The sequence below is a fragment of the Mycolicibacterium austroafricanum genome (genome assembly GCF_902705885.1).
Lineage (GTDB): Bacteria > Actinomycetota > Actinomycetes > Mycobacteriales > Mycobacteriaceae > Mycobacterium > Mycobacterium vanbaalenii_A.
Genome location: NZ_CACSIP010000001.1, coordinates 182650 through 203459, shown reverse-complemented (window position 1 = coordinate 203459; position 20810 = coordinate 182650). Strand labels below are relative to the sequence as shown.

Here is a 20810-nt window from a genome sequence, read left to right as displayed (position 1 = left end):
TCGGGTGGCGAAGCGATGAAACTGGGACTTCAGCTGGGATATTGGGGTGCGCAGCCGCCGACCAACCACGCCGAGTTGGTGGCGACGGCCGAGGAGGCCGGTTTCGACACCGTCTTCACCGCCGAGGCGTGGGGGTCGGACGCCTACACGCCGCTGGCGTGGTGGGGGCGCGAGACCACGCGAATGCGGCTGGGCACCTCGGTCATCCAGCTGTCGGCGCGCACCCCTACCGCGTGCGCGATGGCGGCGCTGACACTGGACCATCTCTCCGGCGGCAGACACATCCTGGGTCTGGGGGTGTCCGGGCCGCAGGTGGTGGAGGGCTGGTACGGGCAGAAGTTCCCCAAGCCGCTGGCCCGCACCCGTGAGTACGTCGACATCCTGCGCCAGGTGTGGGCCCGCGAGGCCCCGGTGCACAGCGACGGCCCGCACTACCCGCTACCGCTGAGCGGCGAAGGCACCACCGGGCTGGGCAAGAACCTCAAGCCGATCACCCATCCGTTGCGCGCCGACATCCCGGTGATGCTGGGCGCCGAGGGGCCCAAGAACGTCGCGCTCGCCGCCGAGATCTGCGACGGCTGGTTGCCCATCTTCTACTCCCCGCGGATTGCGGGGATGTACAACGAGTGGCTCGACGAGGGGTTCGCCCGTCCCGGTGCCCGGCGGACGCGGGAGACGTTCGAGATCTGCGCAACAGCCCAGGTCGTCGTCACCGACGACCGCGCCGAGATCATGGAGCTGATGAAGCCCCACCTGGCGCTCTACATGGGCGGCATGGGCGCCGAGGACACCAACTTCCACGCCGACGTCTACCGCCGGATGGGCTACGCCGAGGTCGTCGACGACGTGACGAAGCTGTTCCGCAGCGACCGCAAAGATGAAGCGGCCAACGTGATCCCCGACGAACTCGTCGACGACTCGGCGATCGTCGGCGACCTCGGCTACGTGCAGGAACAGATCAAGGCGTGGGAGGCCGCCGGGGTCACCATGATGGTGGTGGGCGCACGCTCCCCCGAGCAGATCCGCGATCTGGCGGGCCTGGTCCACAAAGCGTAGACACTTCTTGCAGCTTGTCTAGAACACGTTCTAGATTGAGGGTGTGACCGACCACACCCTGTCCTCGCAGCACACCATCGCCGACACCGTTCTGACGATGCCGGTGCGGGTCCGCACCGCCTATCAGCACACGGCGATGTTCGTCGTGGACGCCGACGCCGCGCAGCGGATGATCGACTACAGCGGGCTGCGGGTGTGCCGGTTCGGCAAAGGCCGGGCGCTGGTGGTGCTGATGCTGATGCGCTACGAGGACACCGACCTCGGTCAGTACTACGAGTACGGCACCAACGTGATGGTGAACCCGCCCGAAACCCCGCAAGCCAGCGGGTTGCGGGCCCTGCAGTCCGCGGGCGCGTTTGTCCACCACCTTCCCGTCGACCAGTCGTTCACGCTGGAGGCGGGCCGCACGATCTGGGGCTATCCGAAGGTGATGGCCGATTTCACCGTCCGCAAGGGGCGCCGGTTCGGGTTCGACGTGACCATCGACGGGCAGCGGGCGGTCAGCATGGAGTTCAGCCCCGGCCTCCCCGTGCCGTCGGCGTTCACCTCGGGACGGCAGGTCCACAACACCTACTCGTACATGGACGGCGTGATCCGGGAGACCGCCGGGGAGATGCTGCTGAGCGGGGTGCGGTACCGGCCCGGCGGTGTCGAGGTACGGCTGGGTGACCACCCCTACGCGGCCGAACTCGCCGCACTGGGTTTGCCGAAACGGGCGCTGATGTCCAGTTCGGCTGCCAATGTCGACATGACCTTCGGCAACGCCCGCCTGATCTCGCAATGACCACCGAGCACCCACGACCAGCAGGAGCACCATGACGTCCACAGCCCCCGTCGCCGGTCTCGACGTCGACCTCGCCGACGGCCGGTTTTATGCCGACGGCCCGGCGGCGCGCGAGGCGTACAAGTGGATGCGGGCCAACCAGCCCGTGTTCCGGGACCGCAACGGTCTGGCCGCAGCCACCAGTCATCAGGCGGTGCTCGACGCCGAACGCAACCCCGAGTTGTTCTCCAGCGCCGGTGGCATCCGGCCGGATCAGCCGGGAATGCCGTACATGATCGACATGGACGATCCGGCTCATCTGCTGCGGCGCAAGCTCGTCAACGCCGGCTTCACCCGAAAGCGGGTGATGGACAGGCTCCCGTCGATCGAGGCGCTGTGTGACACGCTCATCGACGCGGTGTGTGAGCGCGGCGAGTGCGACTTCGTGCGCGACATCGCCGCGCCGTTGCCGATGGCGGTCATCGGGGACATGCTCGGGGCGCTGCCCGAAGAGCGCGACATGCTGTTGAAATGGTCTGACGACCTGGTCGGTGGCCTGAGCTCACACGTCGACGAGCTGACGGTGCAGAAGTTGATGGACACCTTCGCGGCGTACACCGCGTTCACCATGGACGTCATCGCCAAGCGCCGCGCCGAGCCCACCGACGACCTGTTCTCCGTGCTGGTGAACTCCGAGGTCGAGGGGCAGCGGATGTCCGACGACGAGATCGTCTTCGAGACCCTGTTGATCCTGATCGGCGGCGACGAGACCACCCGCCACACGCTCTCGGGCGGCACCGAGCAGTTGCTGCGGCACCGGGACCAGTGGGAGTCGCTGGTGGCGGATCCGGAGAAGCTTCCTGCCGCGATCGAGGAGATGCTTCGCTGGACGTCGCCGGTGAAGAACATGTGCCGGGTGCTCACCGCGGACACCGAGTTCCACGGGACCGAGCTGCGCAAGGACGAGAAGATCATGCTGATGTTCGAATCCGCCAACTTCGACGAGAGCGTGTTCGGCGATCCCGAGAACTTCCGGATCGACCGAAACCCGAACAATCACCTGGCTTTCGGCTTCGGTACCCACTTCTGCCTGGGCAATCAGCTGGCCCGCCTCGAACTGTCGAAGATGACCAGCCGGGTGCTCGAGCGGTTGCCCGATCTGCGGCTCGCCGAAGGGGCCGAGGTGCCGCTGCGGCCGGCGAACTTCGTCAGCGGCCCCGAAGCCATGCCGGTGGTGTTCACGCCGACCAACCCGGTACTGGCCTGACCCCCTCGCCGGAACTGTATTCCACGCGCATTTTCGGCCGCGGATACCGCCTGGAATACCGTTCCGGCGGACTCAGCGCATCTGGAAGTTCGGGGCGCGCTTCTCTTTGAACGCCCGCGGACCTTCCTTCGCGTCCTCGGACAGGAACACCGGGATGCCGTTGGCGGTGTCGGGCTTGAACGCCTCCTCCTCGTGCATCCCTTCGCTCTCGCGAATGGTCTTCAGGATTGCCTGCACCGCCAGCGGACCGTTGTTGTTGATCACCTCGGCGATCTCGAGTGCCTTGTCGAGCGCGGTGCCGTCGGGCACCACGTAACCGATCAGCCCGTACGCCAGAGCCTCGGCGGCGGTGATGTGCCGGCCGGTCAGCAGCAGATCGCAGGCGATGGTGTACGGGATCTGACGGGGCAGCCGGACAGCGGACCCGCCCATCGGGTACAGGCTCCACTTGGCTTCGGAGATACCGAATTTGGCGCTTTCGCCGGCGACCCGGATGTCGGTGCCCTGCAGGATCTCCGTCCCGCCGGCGATCGCGGGGCCCTCGACGGCGGCGATCAGCGGCTTGGTCAACCGTCGGCCCTTGAGCAGGCCCTCGATCTTCGACGGGTCGTAGCTGCCGTCTTTGAATGAATCACCCGGCGGCTTCGCGGTGGCCGCCTTGAGATCCATACCGGCGCAGAAGTAGCCCCCGGCCCCGGTCAGGATGCAGGTGCGGATCTCGGGATCGGAGTCGACCCGGTTCCAGGCGTCGACCATGATCGTGAGCATCTCGGTGGACAGCGCATTGCGTGCCTCGGGCCGGTTCAGCGTCAGGATCAAAGTGTGTCCGCGCTGCTCAATGAGGGCGTCGGGAGCTTTTTTCGATGTCTTCTCGTCACTCACGGACTAGTCCGCCTTCCAGCGTCGATGCCACAGACTTGTCTGGAAATGTAACACGTTCTAGTTTAGAGCTGTGGCTCTGAATATCGCCGACCTCGCCGAGCACGCCATCGACGCTGTGCCTGACCGCATCGCCCTGATCGGGGGTGACAGTCAGCTGACCTACGCCCAGTTGGAGGAGAAGGCCAACCGGCTGGCCCACTACCTCATCGACCAGGGGGTGAAGAAGGACGACAAGGTCGGGCTGTACTGCCGTAACCGCATCGAGATCGTCATCGCGATGCTGGGCATCGTCAAGGCGGGCGCCATCCTGGTCAACGTCAACTTCCGCTACGTCGAGGGCGAACTCAAGTACCTGTTCGACAACTCCGACATGGTCGCCCTGGTGCACGAGCGCCGCTACGCCGACCGCGTGGCCAACGTGCTGCCGGAGACGCCGAAGGTCAAGACGATCCTGTCCGTCGAGGACGGCAGTGAGGACGACTTCGAACGCTACGGCGCCGTCGAGTTCTACTCGGCGCTGGAGCAGAGTTCACCCGAGCGCGACTTCGGCCCGCGCAGCGCCGACGACATCTACCTGCTCTACACCGGCGGCACCACCGGCTTCCCCAAGGGAGTGATGTGGCGCCACGAGGACATCTACCGGGTGCTGTTCGGCGGCACCGATTTCGCCACCGGCGAGCCGATCGCCGACGAGTACGACCTTGCCAAGCAGGCCGCCGCGAACGCGCCGATGGTCCGGTACCCGATCCCGCCGATGATCCACGGCGCCACCCAGTCCGCGACCTGGATGTCGCTGTTCTCCGGCCAGACCGTGGTGCTGGTACCGGAGTTCGACGCCGACGAGGTGTGGCGGACCATCGCGGAGCACAAGGTGAACCTGCTGTTCTTCACCGGTGATGCGATGGCCCGGCCGCTGCTCGATGCGCTGCTGGCCCACCAGGAAAAAGGTAACGAGTACGACCTGTCGTCTCTGTTCCTGCTCGCCAGTACCGCGGCGCTGTTCTCCACCAGCATCAAGGAGAAGTTCCTCGAGCTGCTACCGGACCGGATCATCACCGACTCCATCGGATCCTCGGAGACCGGTTTCGGCGGCACCAGCGTCGTCGCCAAGGGGCAGTCGCACACCGGCGGTCCCCGCGTGACGATCGACAAGAACACCGTCGTCCTCGACGAGGACGGCAACGAGGTCAAGCCCGGTTCCGGAGTGCGCGGCATCATCGCCAAGCGCGGGCACATCCCGGTCGGATACTTCAAGGACGAGAACAAGACCGCGGAGACGTTCAAGACGATCAACGGTGTGCGGTACGCGATCCCGGGTGACTACGCCGAGGTCGAAGCCGACGGCACCGTCACGATGCTGGGCCGCGGCTCGGTGTCGATCAACAGCGGCGGCGAGAAGATCTACCCCGAGGAGGTCGAGGCCGCGCTCAAAGGTCACCCCGACGTGTTCGACGCGTTGGTGGTCGGGGTGCCCGACCCGCGTTTCGGTCAGCACGTCGCCGCCGTCGTGCACGCCCGGGAGGGCACCAAACCGACCCTGGCCGAGCTGGATGCGTTCGTGCGCAAGGAGATCGCCGGCTACAAGGTGCCGCGCAGCCTGTGGTACGTCGACGAGGTCAAGCGCTCGCCCGCAGGCAAACCGGACTACCGGTGGGCCAAGGACACCACCGAGGAACGTCCGGCCGATGATGTGCACGCCAAGCACGCAGAGGCGAAATGATGCTGGGGCGAGCGAAGCGACGGGAGAAATGATGCGCACCGAGTTGTGTGACCGCTTCGGCATCGACTACCCGATCTTCGTCTTCACGCCGTCGGAGAAAGTGGCCGCGGCCGTCAGCAAGGCCGGTGGGCTGGGCGTTCTGGGATGCGTGCGGTTCAATGCCGCCGACGAACTCGAGAACGTCCTGCAGTGGATGGACGCCAACACCGACGGCAAGCCATACGGCGTCGACATCGTGATGCCGGCCAAGGTGCCGACCGAGGGCACCAGCGTCGACATCAACAAGCTGATCCCGCAGACCCACCGCGATTTCGTCGACAAGACACTCGCCGACCTGGGGGTGCCGCCGCTTCCGGAGGACGACGAGAAGTCCGAAGGTGTTCTGGGGTGGCTGCATTCGGTGGCGCGCAGCCACGTCGAGGTGGCGCTGCGCCACCCGATCAAGCTGATCGCCAACGCACTGGGCTCGCCGCCAAAGGATGTCATCGACCAGGCGCACGAGGCAGGCGTCCCGGTGGCGGCGCTCGCCGGTTCGGCCAAGCATGCGCTGCGCCATGTCGAGAACGGCGTCGACATCGTCGTCGCGCAGGGGCATGAGGCGGGCGGACACACCGGCGAGATCGGATCGATGGTGTTGTGGCCGGAGATCGTCGACTCCGTGGCCGGAAAGGCGCCCGTGCTCGCGGCGGGCGGCATCGGCACCGGACGGCAGGTCGCGGCGGCGCTGGCGCTGGGCGCGCAGGGAGTCTGGATGGGTTCGGCCTTCCTGACATCGGCCGAATACGACCTCGGTGTCCGGCTGGATTCGGGGCGTTCGGTGGTGCAGGAGGCCATGCTGAACGCGACCTCTGCCGACACGGTGCGCAGACGCATCTACACGGGTAAGCCGGCGCGGCTGCTCAAGAGCCGGTGGACCGATGCCTGGGACGCCGAGGGAGCACCCGAGCCGCTGCCGATGCCACTGCAGAACATCCTGGTCAGCGAAGCGCATCAGCGCATGAGTGACTCCACCGATCCGACCGCTGTGGCCATGCCTGTCGGTCAGATCGTCGGCCGGATGAACGAGATCCGGCCGGTCGCCGACATCATCGCCGAACTCGTCGCCGGGTTCGAGGAAGCCACGAAGCGACTGGACGGCATTCGCGAAGGCTAATCCGGCAGGAGCTCGAAAAGGGCTCGGGTGGAAGCGATGCCGTTGACGCGGATGTCGATGGCGTGTGGGCCCGGGTAGTAGCGCCGGGTGGTGATCGGCCGCAATGAGTGCTCCTTGGTGACGGTGACCCGCTCACCAGGGGCTAGCGTGCGGGTGGTCAGCTTGAACACCTTGGGTGTCTGCGTGCCGTTGGCCCTGCGGTGATGTACGGCGTAGTCGATCGCCAACCGGGCCGGCCGCTCGCCGTCATTGCTGATCGTCGCCGAGAACCTGACGCTGCCGCCGAAGGGCACCGTCGCCCGGTCCACCACGGGCCCGTCCACCGCGACCGTCACCGCGCCGAAACCGAGCAGCTGCAACGCATCCGGGTGTCCGCGTTTGACGAGGGTACGTAGCCCGTGGCGGACCACGGCGGCGGTGTCGGCATTCGGGGCGGTAAGCCAGCGCCGCGCTGCGCTGACCACGAGGTCGGGGTGGTCGCGGCTGAGGTCGTTGAGGTGGTTGGCCACCGAACGGCGCACCGCCGGGTCGGTGTCGCGGTAGAGCGCATCCAGGATCCACACGGTGGCATCGGGTTTCGCGGCGAGCTGCGGAACCCGTGTCGCCCACGGCAGGTACGGCCGGGTTCCCTCGGACGCCAACCGGCGGACTGCGGCGTCCGGCGATGTGGTCCAGGCGCTGATGAGTTCCAGCGCGCGGTCCGGGTCATGACGCAACAGTGCGCGGATCGCGAACTCCGAACTCAGCCGTCCGGTCAGATCGGCGAGAAGCCCCATCGCGTCGTCGAACGCCGCACCGCCCCCGTCGGCCACGGCCCGCTCGGCGAGAGCGGTGGACACCGGCCAGATCATCCACCCGTCGAACGCGGCATCGCCGTCTCGGGCCGACCGCACCACCGCCGCGAGCGTCGCGTAGTCACCCGGGATGTCGGTGAGCAGCGCGTCGCGCAACAGGTCGGCACGCGAGCGCAGCGCAAGCCCCGTCAGGGCGGTGCGCGCAGCCCGCAGAGCGGCCAGCGGGTTCTGTGGAGCGGCACCTTCGATGGCGGTGGCCAGGGCCGTTGCCGTTTCCTCGTTGATCAGCTCTTCGGCCAGCGGCATGTCGCGATGGTAGCCACCGGGTCCGACAGACCAGCGTAGGTTGACTCGGTGTGAACGGAGCCCGAGCCCTGCTTTCCACGCTCGTCGACAGCGGGGTCGAGGTGTGCTTCGCCAACCCCGGCACCTCGGAGATGCACTTTGTCGCGGCGCTGGACGCGGTGCCGGAGATGCGTGGTGTGCTGACGTTGTTCGAGGGCGCGGCGNCGGGTGCTGCCGACGGCTACGCGCGGATGGCCGGCAAACCGGCCGCGGTGCTGCTGCACCTGGGTCCGGGTCTGGCCAACGGCCTGGCCAACCTCCACAACGCACGCCGGGGCCACACCCCGATGGTCGTCGTCGTCGGCGATCACGCGACCTATCACAAGCGCTACGACGCCCCATTGGAATCCGACATCGACGCGGTGGCCGGCACGGTATCCGGCTGGGTGCGCCGCACCGTGACGACCGGGGACGTCGGCGTCGACGCCGCTGAGGCGGTGAGCGCCTGCCGCGGCGGGACGGTCTCGACGTTGATCCTGCCCGCTGATGTGTCGTGGACCGGCGGGGCGAACCCCGCGCCGGCTGCGCCGGAAGGCGTCGCGCCCGGTGTGGACGAGGACCGCATCCGCGCCGCGCTGGCCGCGCTGCGGTCCGGTGCGCCGACGGTCATCCTGCTCGGTGGGGATGCGACGCGGAACCCGGGCCTGGCGGCGGCGGTACGCATCGCGAGGGCCACCGGGGCCAGGGCGCTGTGTGAGACCTTCCCGGCCCGGATGGAACGCGGGGCGGGCGTGCCCGCCGTCGAGAGGTTGGCGTACTTCGCCGAGGCCGCCGAGGTGCAACTCGCCGGCGTCGCGCACCTCATCCTGGCCGGCGCGAAGTCTCCGGTGTCGTTCTTCGCCTACCCCGACAAGCCCAGCGACCTGGTACCCCAGGGGTGCGAGGTGTATGCGCTGGCCGACCATGCCGGCGCCGCAGCGGCACTGGAACTCCTCGCCGACGAACTGGCCCCGGGCACGTCCGCGGCTGGGGCCGCCCCTGCCCGGCCCGAACTGCCTACCGGCGAGCTGACCGCCTTCACTGCTGCGGCCGTGGTGGGAGCGCTTCTTCCCGAGAGTGCGATCGTCGTCGACGAATCCAACACCGCCGGAGTGGGAGTCGCCGCCGCGACGGCGGGCGCGCCGGCCCACGATGTGTTGACACTGACCGGAGGAGCGATCGGTTATGGGATCCCCGCGGCGATCGGCGCCGCGGTCGCCGCGCCGGATCGACCGGTGCTGTCGTTGCAGGCCGACGGGTCGGCGATGTACACCATCTCCGGGTTGTGGACTCAGGCGCGGGAGAACCTCGATGTGACGACGGTGATCTTCGACAACGGCGCCTACGACATCCTTCGCATCGAACTGCAGCGCGTCGGCGCGACGAATGCGCAGCCGCCGGGACCCAGAGCGCTGGACCTGCTCGACCTTGGCAGTCCCACAATCGATTTCGTCAAGCTCGCGGAGGGCATGGGTGTCCCGGCGCGGCGGGTGACCACCGCCGAGCAGTTGGCGGCCGCGTTGGCCGATGCGTTCGCCGAGCCGGGCCCGCACCTGATCGACGCGGTGGTCGGTTCGCTGGCCGGCTGAGCTCCCGTCAGGGCGTGATCACGGTTTCGTCGTCGATGATGTTCGTCGCGGCGCCGACGATGTCCATCTGGCTCTCGAGACCGTCGGCGTTGAGTTGCAACACGTACAACCCGTTGGACCACGGAATCACGACTGTCTTCTGCGCGACGATCTTCTCCACACCGTCCTGCACCCACGTGCCGCCGAGCTGGTAGGCCGGAAAGCCGCTGAGTGAGCTGGACCTGCCACTGGTCAACGGACTCCAGCCGGGCAGGTTGTTGAGCTCGCCCGGCGCGTGGTCGAGTATTTCCTGCGGGTCGACGTCGCCGTCGAGCCTGGACACCAGTGCGACGATGCTCGGCGTGTATTCCCGCGCTTCGGGGCCCTCGTAGAGAATTGCGCCGAAGGCCCACTCGGGGGTATCGGATCCGGCGGGTCGCCAGCCCTCCGGAATTGGGAGATCGATGCGTGGTGCGCTGCGATCGCCCGGCTTGATCGGTGTTTCCTCAATGCCGTTCGCGACCAGATAGTCCACGATCGTCGGGTTGGGCCCCTGCGGGTCCTCGCCGCGCGGGGCGATCCGGGCCGTCGAGGGCGCCGCCGTCGCGCCGGAGGACGTGGTTGTTTCAGTGGTCGTTTCGGACTCCGACGCCGTGGTGCCGGAGCCGGTCGTGGTGTTGGAACCACAACCCGTTGCGGCGACGGCCAGCGCCGCCGCGATCGCAGCGGCCCGGGTGATGACCGAGAGCTTCATGGCTGAACTCCTGTCGGTATCAATTGTCTATTGAAGCCTAGAACGGGAGGCCGCGGTTGCTCTGTGGGTAGATGTACTCAATTCCCCGTGCTCACGCCGTGATGGTGATCCCGCGGTCGACGGCACCTGTTGCGTCACCGACGAACTCCATCTGGCTCTCCAGGCCGTCAGCGTTGAGCTGCAGCACGTACAGCCCGTCGCTGTCTTCGATCACCGCTGTCTTCTGCCCCACCACCTTGGTCACGCCGTCCTGCTCCCAGGTGCCGCCGAGATGGAACGCCGGAAAGCCGGCGAGCGTGCTGGACCGGCCGGTGCTCATCGGGTCCCAGCCGGGCAGGTTGTTCAGCTCGCCGGCCGCGAGGTCGAGGATTTCCTGCGGGTCGACATTGCCGGTCAGCCGGGACACGACTGCGATGATGCTCGGCGTGTATTCCCGGGATTCGGGTCCGGTGTAGACGATCGCGCCGTAGGCCCACTCGGGGGTGTCGGGACCGGCGTCGCGCCAACCGTCCGGAGAAGGCAAGGTGACGACGGGGGCGCCGGGATCGCCCGGAAAGACCGGCGTTTCCTGAATGTTGTTGGCGACGATGTAATCGGCGATCGTCGGGTTCGGCCCCCGCGGGACCGCCTCGCGCGGAGCGGTTCTGTCGGTCGTTGGCGCCGCCGCTGCACTGGTGGCTGTGGTTTCCGACGCGGTGGTCCCCGACGCGGTGGTGCCGGACCCCGTCGTGGTATCGGAACCACAGCCGGTTGTGATGGCGGCGAGGGCGGCAGCGATCGCGGCGGCCCGGGCGGCGGCGGCCGAGAGCTTCATGGCTGAACTCCTGTCGGTATCAGGGCGTTCAGAAAAGCCTAGGTCAGAAAGGGGCTCCTGCCGGTTGGGTACTTGTACTCAACTTCGGGCGCGGGCCGCGAGGTTCTCGGCGACCTCCTGCTGCCACAGATCGTTGGCGTGGGTGGTGTCGACCTCCTGCTCGAACCGGTCGGTCATCTCCGGTGTCACGTCCGCTGCGTCCACATAGAACTGCTGGTACCACCGGCGATGCTGGTACACCGGCCCGTCCTCCTCGGTGAGCAGCGGATTGTCGATGCGGGACTTGTTCTTCCAGATCTCGACATCCTCGAGAAAGCCGTCACCGAACGAACTGTTCATCGCCGCGGCGAGTTTGGCGGCCTTGTCGGCGGGCAGCCCCGGCATCTGCTGCACGGCCACCCCCCACTGCAGGACGAACGAATCGTGGCTGACCGGGTAGTGGCAGTTGATCAGTGCCACCTCGACGGTGAAGTCCGGACCGAGGTCGTTGTGCAGCCAGTTGATCATGTACGCCGGACCGAAATAGGTGGCCTCCGAACGAAGATAGGTTCCGTCCCAGAGCTTGTCGAAGTTGGCGGTGAAGTCGGGTCGTGGTTTGGATTCCATGTACTGGCTGGCGGTGTGGCCTTCGATGACGTTCTTGAAGTACGTCGGGTAGGCGTGGTGGATGTAGAAGAAGTGCGCCATGTCGACGTTGTTGTCGACGATCTCGCGACAGTGCGCCCCCTCGATCAGGATCGAACTCCACTGCCACGGTGACCACAGACCTTCGTCGTAGCCCTCGATCGTCGGCGGTGTCAGTTCGGCTGGGGGAGTGGAACCTTCCGGGTCGTGCCAGACCAGTAACTGTCCGTTGACCTCGGTGGTGAGCCAGGCCCTGGTACGGGCCAGCCGCGGGGTGCGCTTGGCGTACGGCACCAGCGTGCACTTGCCGTCGCCACCCCAGCGCCAGTCGTGGAACGGGCAGGCGACGGCATCGCCTTTGATGGTGCCCTGGGCCAGGTTGCCGCCCATGTGGCGGCAGTACCCGTCGAGAACGTTGAGGGTGCCCTTGGAGTCCTCGAACACCACGAGCATGGTGCCGAACGCGGTGATGCCATGGGGTTGGCCGTCGCGGAAGGATTCGGCCAGGCCCAGGCAGTGCCAACCCCGGGCGAACCGCGTCATCGTGGCGCCGGTGTCGATCTCGCGTACGTTCTCGGTCGCTGCCTCACTCATGGCTGACTCCTTTTGTCATGTCCAGCGCAGCCAGGTGGCTGAAGACCATGCTGGTTCCGATCGGATTGCCGCCGCCGGGGTAGACGGTGCCGCTGGGGGCCGCCATCGTGTTGCCGGCAGCGTAGAGTCCGGCGATCACATTGTCCGCCGCATCGAGCACGCGCGCGGCGGTATCGGTGCGCAGACCGCCCTTGGTGCCCAGATCGGACACGCCGAACGCGGCCGCATGGAACGGTGGACGTTCGATCGCGTACAGCGGTGACGCGCCACCGGAGAACGCGCGGTCGTACGGTTCGTCGCCGCGGCCGAAGTCGTCGTCACTGCCCCGCCGCACGAATTCGTTGAACCGCATCACCGTATCGACCAGGTTCTGCGGCGGCACGCCGATCTCGACGGCGAGTTCTTCGAGGGTGTCGGCGGTCCGCCACAGCCCGGCCTCCACGTATTCCGCCGTCTCGACCATCGAGACGTTTGTCGCCTTGACCGGCGGCACGACCCCCGCCCCGTCGCCACTGTGGTCGTAGACCATCCAGTACGGCAACGTCACTCGTCCGTCTGCCATCGCCGTGAGTACCGCTCGCCCGAGACGGTCGTAGGCCGCTGATTCGTTGACGAACCTGCGTCCGTGATCGTCGACGAAGATCCCACCGGTGAACCACAGCGCAAAGGCTGAGGTGCCGTCGGGGTGTGTCAGTCCCGGCGACCACCATGCCTGGTCCATCAGGTCGGTGTCGGCCCCCACGGCCATCGCGGCCAGGTGGGCCAGGCCACGATTCCCCGGCGGCCCCATGGTGTCTCGCGAGTTCCCGGGAACGCCGTACCTCCGCCGCATTTCGTCGTTGTGTTCGAAACCGCCGGCGGCCAACAGCACCCCGCGCCGCGCCCGGATGGCTCTTCGCTGTCCGTCGTTTTCGACGATCGCGCCGACGACGGCGCCATCCTCGATCACCAGCTCGGTCAGCGCCGTGTCCCGGCGGGCCGAGAAGTGCGGGTATTTCTCGGAGGCCGCCAGGAACCGGGCGATCAGCGCCCGCCCGCCGACAAAGTAGTCGTCCGGCTGCGGCCGGCCGAGCCGGTCGGCGTCCAGCGGTCCGCGGACGAGCTCGCGCAGCGCGGGTGCGGCCGCGACCTTGAGGGGCTTGGCCGCGATGTGCCGCATGCCGTCGGCGCGTGCCTTCGGGGCCTTGCCGAAATAGTCGGGCCAGGGCAGCAGGCTGAACTTCAGCAATTCGTCCGACTCGAGGTACGCGACAAGCGGCGCACCACCGCGGACGTAGGCCTCCTGCAGCGCTTTCGGCGTGCGGTCACCGACCACCGCGGTGTAGTACTCGAGTGCGTCGTCGATGCTGTCGTCGGCGCCCGCCCGCAGCAGAACCGGGTTGCAGGGAAACCACATCCCACCCCCGCCCGAGTAGGCGGTGGTACCGCCGAACTTCTCGGTGGCCTCGATCAGGACGACGTCGAGGCCCTCCCGCGCGGCGGTATATGCCCCGGTGACGCCACCCGCTCCGGAACCGGCGACCAGCACATCGGTCGTCTCGTGCCATTCACGCATGGACTTTCCTTCCGTGCTTGGCGAATTCGGCGTCCAGGGTCTGCCGGTCGGCGTCGGTCATCCGCCGGTACTGCGGACGGCCTCGGCCCGCCCAGCGGTACACGGGTTCCGCGGTGTGCCAACGCTGCGCCTGTAGATCCCGTTTGAGCACCTTGTTGGATCCGGTCGCGGGCAGACTCGCCGACACCCGGACGAACCGCGGAGTTCCCTTGGCGCCCAGATCATGCTGGGCGGCCAAGAACGCCGTGAAGCCTTCGATGTCGAACGTCTCGGGATCGGCGACCTCGACGGCAGCCATCACCTGATCACCGGAGCGTGGATCGGGGACGCCGAAGACCCCGGCGGTGATCACGTCAGGACAACGACGGATGACGCGTTCGATGTTGAGCGCGGAGATGTTCTCGCCGTCCACGCGGATCCAGTCTCCGCGCCGGCCGGCGAAGTACAGGAACCCGTCACCGTCCAGATACCCCAGGTCACCAGACCAGTACCAGCCGTTGCGGACCCGCTCGGCCTCCGCGGCGTCGTTGCGGTAATAACCCTCGAAATCCCGTGCGCCGCGCTGGTCGACGATCTCCCCGATGGCCTCGTCAGGGTTGAGTACCTTGCCCTGCGCATCGAGAATCGCTGCCGGACAGCGGTTCAACGAATCCGGCTCGACGATGACGACCCCGGGGTGTGCCGGCCGGCCGAGTGCCCCGGCGGGTGCGGCCGGGTCGGGGGTGGCCACTGCACCGCCCTCGCTGGAACCGTATCCCTCGAACAGTTCGGCGGCGAAGCGGCGGCGGAACTCGTTCTGGTCCTCCGGCGAGGCCTCGGTGCCGAACCCCCGCGTCAGCGTGTTGTCGGCATCGTCTGCACGCTGCGGTGTCGCCAACAGGTAGGCCAGTGCCTTGCCGACGTAGGTGAAGAACGTCGCGCCGAAGAACCGGACGTCGGGCAGGAACCCGGCAGCGCTGAACTTCGGTGTCAGGCACACGGTGGCGCCGTTGGCCAGTGCCGGCGCCCACAACGCCATGATCGCGTTGCCGTGGAACAAGGGCATGCAGCAGTAGTCGACGTCCCCCCGGTGATGTCCGTACTTGTCGGTGGCGGCGTAGGCGATCCGGGCCAGCCGACCCTGGCTGCATTTCACAGCCTTGGACACGCCGGTGGTTCCTGATGTGAACAGCAGCAGTAACAATGACCGTGCGTCGACGCCCGCCGCAATCGACGGCGGGGCCTGATGCTGCTCGAGTTGTTGCGAATATCCCGGATCGTCGACGAGCAGGAACCGGGACGGGTCCAGCCCGTGGTCGAGTTCCTGCAGTCGGCCCATGCCGGGTGCGTCGGTGACGATCAGCCGGCAGTCCGCGTGCCGGATGTCGGCGGCCAGTTCTGCGGCGCCGCGGGTGGGGTTCAACCCGACGATCGTCGCGCCGGACAGTGCGGCCGCCCCGAGCCAGAACACGAAGTCCGGCACGTTGTCGAGCAGCACACCGATGTGGAACGGCGCAGCCCGGAAGTTCCGCTCACGCAACTGGAGAGCCAGGCCGGCGCGCGCCGCCGACTCTCGCACCACCTCGTCCCAGCTCCAGTCGTGATCGCGGGTCCGCAGCCCCGGGTGTGGGTCGCCGAGTCGGTCGAGCAGCATCGTGGCCACGTCGTCACGGCGGACGGATGTCACGGCCGCGTGATCCGGTAGACGGGATCTGGGCACCCGGTGGCTTCTGCGCTGAGTTGTCTCTTGAGGATCTTGAAGGTCTCGGTGCGGGGCAGCGTGGTGCCTACCCGTACGAACGCAGGCCACTGTTTCGGGCCGAGATCGTCTTGCCGGCAAAGGAACCGGGTGAACTCCTCGGGGTCGAAGTGTGTGCCCTCGGGCAGCACCAGGGCGGCCATCACCTGATCGCCCACCGAGGGATCCGGGATCGGGTACACCGCGGCCTCGGTGATCCCGGGATAGCGCGACAAGATCCGCTCGATGGGCGCGGTGCCGAGGTTCTCACCGTCGACCCGCATCCAGTCACCGAGTCGACCGGCGAAGTAGGCGAAGCCGTGTTCGTCGCGGTAGGCGAGGTCGCCGCTGTGGTACACGCCGCCCCGCATCCGTTCGGCCTCTGCCTCGGGGTCTTTGTAGTAGCCCCGGAACTGGCCGCGCCCTTCGGTGTTGACCAGCTCACCGACGACGCCCGGCGCACACTCGACGCCGCTGTCGACGTCGACGATCGTCACCCCGGCCATCAGTGGGCCCAGAGCGCCGTCGGGTGTGTCGGGGGTGCGGGCGATCGACACCCCGCCCTCGCTGGATCCGAACCCGTCGACCACCTGCACCCCGAAGCGCTGCGCGAACCTGGTCAGATCACCGGGAGCGCCCTCGTTGCCGTAGGCGACTTTCAGCGGATTGTCGCCGTCGTCCGGCTGCTCGGGCGTGGCCAGGATGTAGGACAGCGGTTTGCCCACATAGTTGGCGTATGTGGCGCCGAACCGCCGCACGTCGGGAATGAACTGGGACGCAGAGAACTTGCGCCGCAACGCGATCGACGCTCCGGCGGCCACTGCGGGGGCCCATCCCGCCATGATCGCGTTCGAATGGAACAGCGGCATCGACAGATAACACGTGTCGGCGGGACCCAGCCCGAAGCGCTGCGCGAGCATCGTACCCGGGAACGCCACCTTCTCATGGGTGCACCGCACCGCTTTCGGGTCGCCGCCGGTGCCGGACGTGAAGATCAACATGAACAGGTCGTCGGGATCGGCACGGTGAAACTCGACCGGCGCACCGTCGAACACTTCGAGTTCCGCAGCGAATTCCGGTGATCGGACATCCAGCGCGGCCACCCCGTGCTGCGGACTGTCGGCCAGCACCAGCTGGCAGTCCGCGTGCCCGACGTCGCGCAGCAGGGCCGCGCCGCGCCGGGTCGGGTTCAGTCCCACCGGAACGATCCCCGACAGGGCCGCGGCGGCCAGCATCGTGCAGAAGAACGGCGTGTTGCCCAGCAGCACGCCGACGTGCGGCGGCCGGGTGGGATCCAGCCGTGACTGCAGTGCGGCTGCCAGCCGGGCGGCCTGGCGAAGGTGGTCGCGCCAACTGACGAACGACACCGAAGGGGCCACACCGTCGGCAGTGTCGGGGTCAACCGAGAACACGCCCCGATCGTCGACCTCGGCCAGCGGTCTCAACAGATCCGGGACGGTCGGGGTGAGGGTGGTGGCCACCGGGCAGAGGCGAATCAGGCCGGTGTGTCGGCCAGTTCGCGACCGATGGCCAGCAGCGCTCCGGTTGCACTGCCCACAGCGAACTCGGATTGTTTGGCGGCCAGGAAGTACCGGTGCACCGGATGGTCGGTGTCGATGCCGACGCCTCCGTGGACGTGCACCGTCGTGTGGGCAACCCGGTGGCCGGCCTCGGCCGCCCAGAACGCCGCCGAGCGGACATCGATATCGGCAGGCAGGTCCTCGGACAGCCGCCAGGCCGCCTGGGTCAGCGTCAACCGCAGTCCCTTGATGTCGATGTAACCGTCGGCCAGTCGCGAGGACACCGCCTGGAAGCTGCCGATCGGCCTGTCGAACTGTTCGCGTTCGCGCGCGTACTGCGCGGTGAGTTCGAGCGCCCGGTCCACCACGCCCAGCTGGAACGCCGACAGACCCAGCAGCTGGCGGATCTCCAGCCAGTTCAGCACGGCGTTCCCGTCGTCACCGACCACGCGCTCGGCGCCGAGTTCGACGCCGTGCAGTTCGAGGTGCCCGACGCTGCCGTGCCCGGTGGTGCTCAGCGCCGTCGCTGTCACGCCAGGATCGTCCGTGGCGACGACGAAGACCTTTGTCCCCGAATCGGTTTGGGCGGGGATCAGGAATGCGTCCGCGGCCGGGCCGTACGGCACCAGGGCGCGGGTGCCGGTCAACCTGTACCCGTCGCCGGCGGCCTGCGCCTGCACCGGGCCGTCACCCATCTCTGCGGCCAGCGCGACGGTGAGGATCTTGGTGCCGTTGACGGCGGGCACCCCCCACTGCTGCTGCAGGGCCTCGGAACCGAATTTCGCCACAGCGCCCGCGGCGACCACCACCGATTCCAGATAGGGCACCGCGGCCAGTTGCCTGCCCAGGGCTTCGAGGACGGTGATCTGCTCGAGGACACCGAACCCGCCGCCCCCCAACGATTCCGGAGCTGCGGCGGTCAACACGTCGGCGTCGACGAGCTTGGACCACAGGTCGCGGTCGAAGCGGTTCTCCGCGCCGTCGAGGGCACGTTGATGTTCGGGTGTGCACACCGATTCGGTGATCGTGCGGACCAGTCCGCCGAGGTCCTCCGCCGCTTCCGGTTTCGAGAAGTCCATGCAATATCTCCTATTGTCTCAGCGGTTTACCCGGGGCAGGCCGAGCGCGACCATGCCGATGATGTCTCGCTGGATCTCGTTGGTGCCACCGCCGAAGGTCAGGATCAGGCAGGACCGGTGCATCCGTTCGATCCGGCCGCGTAGCAGCGCGCCGGGGGAATCGGTGCGCAGCGTTGCGGCGGTGCCCAGCACCTCCATCAGCAGGCGGTAGGCCTCGGTGGCCAGTTCGGTGCCGTACACCTTGGCCGCCGAGGCATCAGCCGGCGACGGCGCGGCATCGCTGGAGGCCAGCTCCCAGTTGATCAGCTTGAGCACCTCGGCCTTGGCATGTACCCGGGCCAGGTTGAGCTGCACCCATTCTGAGTCGATGTGGCGCCTGCCGTGGGCATCCTTGGTGTTCTGCGCCCACTCGCGGACTCCGTCGAGTGCCGAGAAGATCGGCTGCGCCGACACCAGAGCGACGCGTTCGTGGTTCAGCTGGTTGGTGACCAGCTTCCACCCGGCGTTCTCCTCGCCCACCAGGGCCGACGTCGGAACCCGGACGTCCTGGTAATAAGTGGCGCTGGTGTCGACCCCGGACATGGTGTGCACCGGGGTCCAGGAGAAGCCGTCGGCGGTGGTCGGAACGATCAGCATCGAGATGCCGCGGTGCTTCTTGGCTTCCTGGTTGGTGCGGACCGCCAGCCAGACATAGTCGGCGTAGGCGATCAGGCTGGTCCACATCTTCTGGCCGTTGATGACGTAGTCGTCCCCGTCCCGCACCGCGGTGGTCCGCAGCGCGGCGAGGTCGGTGCCCGCGCCGGGCTCGGAGTAGCCGATCGAGAAGTGCAACTCGCCCTTGGCGATCCTGGGCAGGAAGAACTTCTTCTGTTCGTCGCTGCCGAAGTGCATGATCGTCGGTGCGACGCTGTTGATGGTCAGGAACGGCACCGGGACATTGGCGATCGAGGCCTCGTCGTTGAAGATCAGCCCGTCCATCGGCGGGCGGGCCTGTCCGCCGAACTCCTCGGGCCACGACAGCGTCAGCCAACCGTCCTTGCCCATCTGCGCGACGGTCTCGCGATAGACGTTGCCGCGTCCCATCTCGCCGTCGTTGGACGCCAGCGCCTCGGCCCGCTCGGGTGTCATGAGCTTGGTGAAGTACGCGCGCAGTTCGCGGCGCAGGTCTTCCTGCTCGGGGGTGTAGCCGATTCGCATCGCGCCGTCCTCACTTCTCTGCGAGCCTTGAATTGCAGTGCCATCCCGGGGCCCGGGCATACCTCATGCCTTCTGCGGTTGTAACACGTTCTAGTCTTACGGTCCAGGGTGGTGTCACACTACGGGCAGGAGGTTGTTATGCGAGTGGAAGTGGATCGTGACCGTTGTGAGGGCAACGCGGTGTGCGTGGGCATTGCCCCGGACCTGTTTGACCTCGATGACGAGGACTACGCGGTGGTGAAGGCCGACCCGGTCCCCGCCGAGGAGGAAGCGGTGGCCGAGCAGGCCATCGCCGAGTGTCCCCGCGCCGCCCTGATCCGCCACGACTAGAGGTATTCGTACTTTGACTCATTCAGACCCCGTCACCCAGATCGATCTGTCCGGCCGCACAGCCGTGGTGACCGGCGCCGCCGCCGGGCTGGGCCGGGCCGAGGCCATCGGCCTGGCTCGGGCCGGCGCCACCGTCGTCGTCAACGACATCGCCGCGGCGCTGGATCAATCCGACGTCCTCGACGAGATCGCCGCAGCGGGCACCAAGGGTGTCGCCGTGGCCGGCGACATCAGTGAACGCAGTACCGCTGACGAGCTGGTCGAGACGGCCGACGGACTCGGCGGCCTGAACATCGTCGTCAACAACGCGGGCATCACCCGCGACCGGATCCTGTTCAACATGACCGACGAGGAGTGGGACGCGGTCATCGCGGTCCATCTGCGCGGGCATTTCCTGTTGACCCGCAACGCGGCCACCTACTGGCGGTCGAAGGCCAAACAGGGTGGTGACGGCGCAACGGTGTACGGCCGGATCATCAACACCTCCTCGGAGGCAGGGCTCTCGGGTCCGATCGGGCAGCCCAACTACGGCGCGGCCAAGGCGGGTATCACCGCGTTGACGTTGTCGGCGGCCAGGGCGCTCGGCCGGTTCGGGGTGCGTGCCAATGTGATCGCACCGCGCGCGCGGACGGCGATGACCGCGGGAGTGTTCGGAGACGCACCCGAGCTGCCGGAAGGGGCGGTGGACCCGCTGTCGCCCGACCATGTGGTCAACCTGGTCCGGTTCCTGGCGTCGCCTGCGGCCGAAGGGGTCAACGGGCAGCTGTTCATCGTTTATGGTCCGACGGTGACGCTTGTCGCCGCGCCCACCGCCGAAGCGCAGTTCAGTGCCTCCGGTGACGCATGGGATCCGGCGGACCTGTCCGATACCTTGCGGAGCTACTTTGCTGACAGGGATCCGGAACGGAGTTTCTCGGCCGCGATCGGGCTGGGAGATCGAGACTGACAGTCTTGATTGTCAGTGCTGCGTGTCAATTGGAACACGTTCTAGGATGATCTGCGTCACAGTGGGCCTGAACAGGGAAAATGAAAGAGTTTGGACTGGATCTACCGTTCTTTGACACTCCGAACGTGTTCTAGTTAATATGATCCGGCTCAC

At 67.3% G+C, this 20810-nt stretch carries 18 protein-coding genes; 8 read left to right on the top strand and 10 right to left on the bottom strand.

The genetic code is table 11. The features are described from left to right. Positions 1 to 15: 15 nt before the first annotated feature. The 3 genes from BEMPMBAN_RS01050 to BEMPMBAN_RS01040 all read left to right on the top strand — a co-directional run bounded on the left by BEMPMBAN_RS01050 (position 16) and on the right by BEMPMBAN_RS01040 (position 3086). Positions 16 to 1056, top strand: coding sequence for an LLM class F420-dependent oxidoreductase (locus BEMPMBAN_RS01050; RefSeq protein WP_159228572.1), 1041 nt, complete (start codon positions 16 to 18; stop codon positions 1054 to 1056). 97 nt (positions 1057 to 1153) lie between these two features. After that, positions 1154 to 1840, top strand: a complete 687-nt coding sequence (locus tag BEMPMBAN_RS01045) for an acetoacetate decarboxylase family protein (protein WP_159228798.1) — start codon at positions 1154 to 1156, stop codon at positions 1838 to 1840. 31 nt (positions 1841 to 1871) lie between these two features. Continuing rightward, positions 1872 to 3086, top strand: coding sequence for a cytochrome P450 (locus BEMPMBAN_RS01040; protein WP_159228571.1), 1215 nt, complete (start codon positions 1872 to 1874; stop codon positions 3084 to 3086). Positions 3087 to 3158: 72 nt separating this feature from the next. Here the strand turns inward: BEMPMBAN_RS01040 and BEMPMBAN_RS01035 are convergent, their stop codons facing one another. Further along, positions 3159 to 3968, bottom strand: coding sequence for a crotonase/enoyl-CoA hydratase family protein (locus BEMPMBAN_RS01035; RefSeq protein WP_159228570.1), 810 nt, complete (start codon positions 3966 to 3968; stop codon positions 3159 to 3161). 70 nt (positions 3969 to 4038) lie between these two features. On the opposite strand from BEMPMBAN_RS01035, the gene BEMPMBAN_RS01030 reads away from it, so the two are divergent. Both BEMPMBAN_RS01030 and BEMPMBAN_RS01025 read left to right on the top strand, forming a co-directional pair. Continuing rightward, positions 4039 to 5688, top strand: coding sequence for a medium/long-chain-fatty-acid--CoA/3-oxocholest-4-en-26-oate--CoA ligase (locus BEMPMBAN_RS01030; protein ID WP_159228569.1), 1650 nt, complete (start codon positions 4039 to 4041; stop codon positions 5686 to 5688). Positions 5689 to 5719: 31 nt separating this feature from the next. Further along, a complete protein-coding gene (locus BEMPMBAN_RS01025; protein ID WP_159228568.1) occupies positions 5720 to 6841 on the top strand; it encodes an NAD(P)H-dependent flavin oxidoreductase in 1122 nt (373 codons plus the stop codon). On the opposite strand, the gene BEMPMBAN_RS01020 is transcribed toward BEMPMBAN_RS01025, so the two are convergent. Then, positions 6838 to 7941 (bottom strand): DNA alkylation repair protein, encoded by a 1104-nt coding sequence (locus tag BEMPMBAN_RS01020; protein ID WP_159228567.1) that lies wholly within the window; start codon positions 7939 to 7941, stop codon positions 6838 to 6840. The two genes, BEMPMBAN_RS01025 and BEMPMBAN_RS01020, sit on opposite strands and share 4 nt — an antisense overlap. Before the next feature lie 50 nt (positions 7942 to 7991). Between BEMPMBAN_RS01020 and BEMPMBAN_RS01015 the strand changes: the two genes are divergently transcribed. Next, complete coding sequence (locus tag BEMPMBAN_RS01015) at positions 7992 to 9548, top strand: acetolactate synthase large subunit (RefSeq protein WP_159228566.1); 1557 nt, start codon at positions 7992 to 7994, stop codon at positions 9546 to 9548. A 7-nt stretch (positions 9549 to 9555) separates the two neighbouring features. Here the strand turns inward: BEMPMBAN_RS01015 and lpqN (BEMPMBAN_RS01010) are convergent, their stop codons facing one another. The 8 genes from lpqN (BEMPMBAN_RS01010) to BEMPMBAN_RS00975 form a co-directional block, all read right to left on the bottom strand. Continuing rightward, complete coding sequence (gene lpqN, locus BEMPMBAN_RS01010; RefSeq protein ID WP_159228565.1) at positions 9556 to 10281, bottom strand: envelope biogenesis lipoprotein LpqN; 726 nt, start codon at positions 10279 to 10281, stop codon at positions 9556 to 9558. Positions 10282 to 10372: 91 nt separating this feature from the next. Next, complete coding sequence (gene lpqN / locus BEMPMBAN_RS01005; RefSeq protein WP_159228564.1) at positions 10373 to 11095, bottom strand: envelope biogenesis lipoprotein LpqN; 723 nt, start codon at positions 11093 to 11095, stop codon at positions 10373 to 10375. A gap of 78 nt (positions 11096 to 11173) precedes the next feature. Beyond that, the gene (locus tag BEMPMBAN_RS01000; protein ID WP_159228563.1) at positions 11174 to 12313 is read right to left on the bottom strand and encodes a 3-ketosteroid-9-alpha-monooxygenase, oxygenase component; all 1140 of its coding nucleotides are present in this window, start codon (positions 12311 to 12313) and stop codon (positions 11174 to 11176) included. Next, complete coding sequence (locus BEMPMBAN_RS00995) at positions 12306 to 13868, bottom strand: FAD-binding protein (RefSeq protein ID WP_159228562.1); 1563 nt, start codon at positions 13866 to 13868, stop codon at positions 12306 to 12308. The genes BEMPMBAN_RS01000 and BEMPMBAN_RS00995 overlap by 8 nt, the downstream gene beginning before the upstream one ends. Then, positions 13861 to 15534: a steroid-22-oyl-CoA synthetase gene (gene casI, locus BEMPMBAN_RS00990; protein WP_159228561.1), complete on the bottom strand. Its 1674-nt coding sequence runs from the start codon at positions 15532 to 15534 to the stop codon at positions 13861 to 13863. The genes BEMPMBAN_RS00995 and casI overlap by 8 nt, the downstream gene beginning before the upstream one ends. Beyond that, complete coding sequence (gene fadD17 / locus BEMPMBAN_RS00985) at positions 15531 to 17066, bottom strand: long-chain-fatty-acid--CoA ligase FadD17 (RefSeq protein ID WP_159228560.1); 1536 nt, start codon at positions 17064 to 17066, stop codon at positions 15531 to 15533. The genes casI and fadD17 overlap by 4 nt, the downstream gene beginning before the upstream one ends. A gap of 14 nt (positions 17067 to 17080) precedes the next feature. Further along, positions 17081 to 18184 (bottom strand): acyl-CoA dehydrogenase family protein, encoded by a 1104-nt coding sequence (locus BEMPMBAN_RS00980; protein WP_159228559.1) that lies wholly within the window; start codon positions 18182 to 18184, stop codon positions 17081 to 17083. Positions 18185 to 18202: 18 nt separating this feature from the next. After that, entirely contained in the window at positions 18203 to 19381 is a 1179-nt protein-coding gene (locus tag BEMPMBAN_RS00975) for an acyl-CoA dehydrogenase family protein (protein WP_159228558.1), read from the bottom strand. Positions 19382 to 19519: 138 nt separating this feature from the next. On the opposite strand from BEMPMBAN_RS00975, the gene BEMPMBAN_RS00970 reads away from it, so the two are divergent. Both BEMPMBAN_RS00970 and BEMPMBAN_RS00965 read left to right on the top strand, forming a co-directional pair. Beyond that, positions 19520 to 19711 (top strand): ferredoxin, encoded by a 192-nt coding sequence (locus BEMPMBAN_RS00970; protein ID WP_159228557.1) that lies wholly within the window; start codon positions 19520 to 19522, stop codon positions 19709 to 19711. A gap of 13 nt (positions 19712 to 19724) precedes the next feature. Further along, positions 19725 to 20657: a 3-oxoacyl-ACP reductase gene (locus BEMPMBAN_RS00965; protein ID WP_200845823.1), complete on the top strand. Its 933-nt coding sequence runs from the start codon at positions 19725 to 19727 to the stop codon at positions 20655 to 20657. Positions 20658 to 20810: the final 153 nt, after the last annotated feature.

Coding starts and splice junctions, on each gene's coding strand:
- BEMPMBAN_RS01050 (WP_159228572.1), top strand. CDS start 16: ATGAAACTGGGACTTCAGCTGGGATATTGGGGTGCGCAGCCGCCGACC.
- BEMPMBAN_RS00980 (WP_159228559.1), bottom strand. CDS start 18,184: ATGGACTTCTCGAAACCGGAAGCGGCGGAGGACCTCGGCGGACTGGTC.
- BEMPMBAN_RS01045 (WP_159228798.1), top strand. CDS start 1,154: ATGCCGGTGCGGGTCCGCACCGCCTATCAGCACACGGCGATGTTCGTC.
- lpqN (WP_159228565.1), bottom strand. CDS start 10,281: ATGAAGCTCTCGGTCATCACCCGGGCCGCTGCGATCGCGGCGGCGCTG.
- BEMPMBAN_RS00995 (WP_159228562.1), bottom strand. CDS start 13,868: ATGCGTGAATGGCACGAGACGACCGATGTGCTGGTCGCCGGTTCCGGA.
- BEMPMBAN_RS01040 (WP_159228571.1), top strand. CDS start 1,872: ATGACGTCCACAGCCCCCGTCGCCGGTCTCGACGTCGACCTCGCCGAC.
- BEMPMBAN_RS01000 (WP_159228563.1), bottom strand. CDS start 12,313: ATGAGTGAGGCAGCGACCGAGAACGTACGCGAGATCGACACCGGCGCC.
- BEMPMBAN_RS00975 (WP_159228558.1), bottom strand. CDS start 19,381: ATGCGAATCGGCTACACCCCCGAGCAGGAAGACCTGCGCCGCGAACTG.
- BEMPMBAN_RS01025 (WP_159228568.1), top strand. CDS start 5,720: ATGCGCACCGAGTTGTGTGACCGCTTCGGCATCGACTACCCGATCTTC.
- lpqN (WP_159228564.1), bottom strand. CDS start 11,095: ATGAAGCTCTCGGCCGCCGCCGCCCGGGCCGCCGCGATCGCTGCCGCC.
- BEMPMBAN_RS01020 (WP_159228567.1), bottom strand. CDS start 7,941: ATGCCGCTGGCCGAAGAGCTGATCAACGAGGAAACGGCAACGGCCCTG.
- BEMPMBAN_RS00970 (WP_159228557.1), top strand. CDS start 19,520: ATGCGAGTGGAAGTGGATCGTGACCGTTGTGAGGGCAACGCGGTGTGC.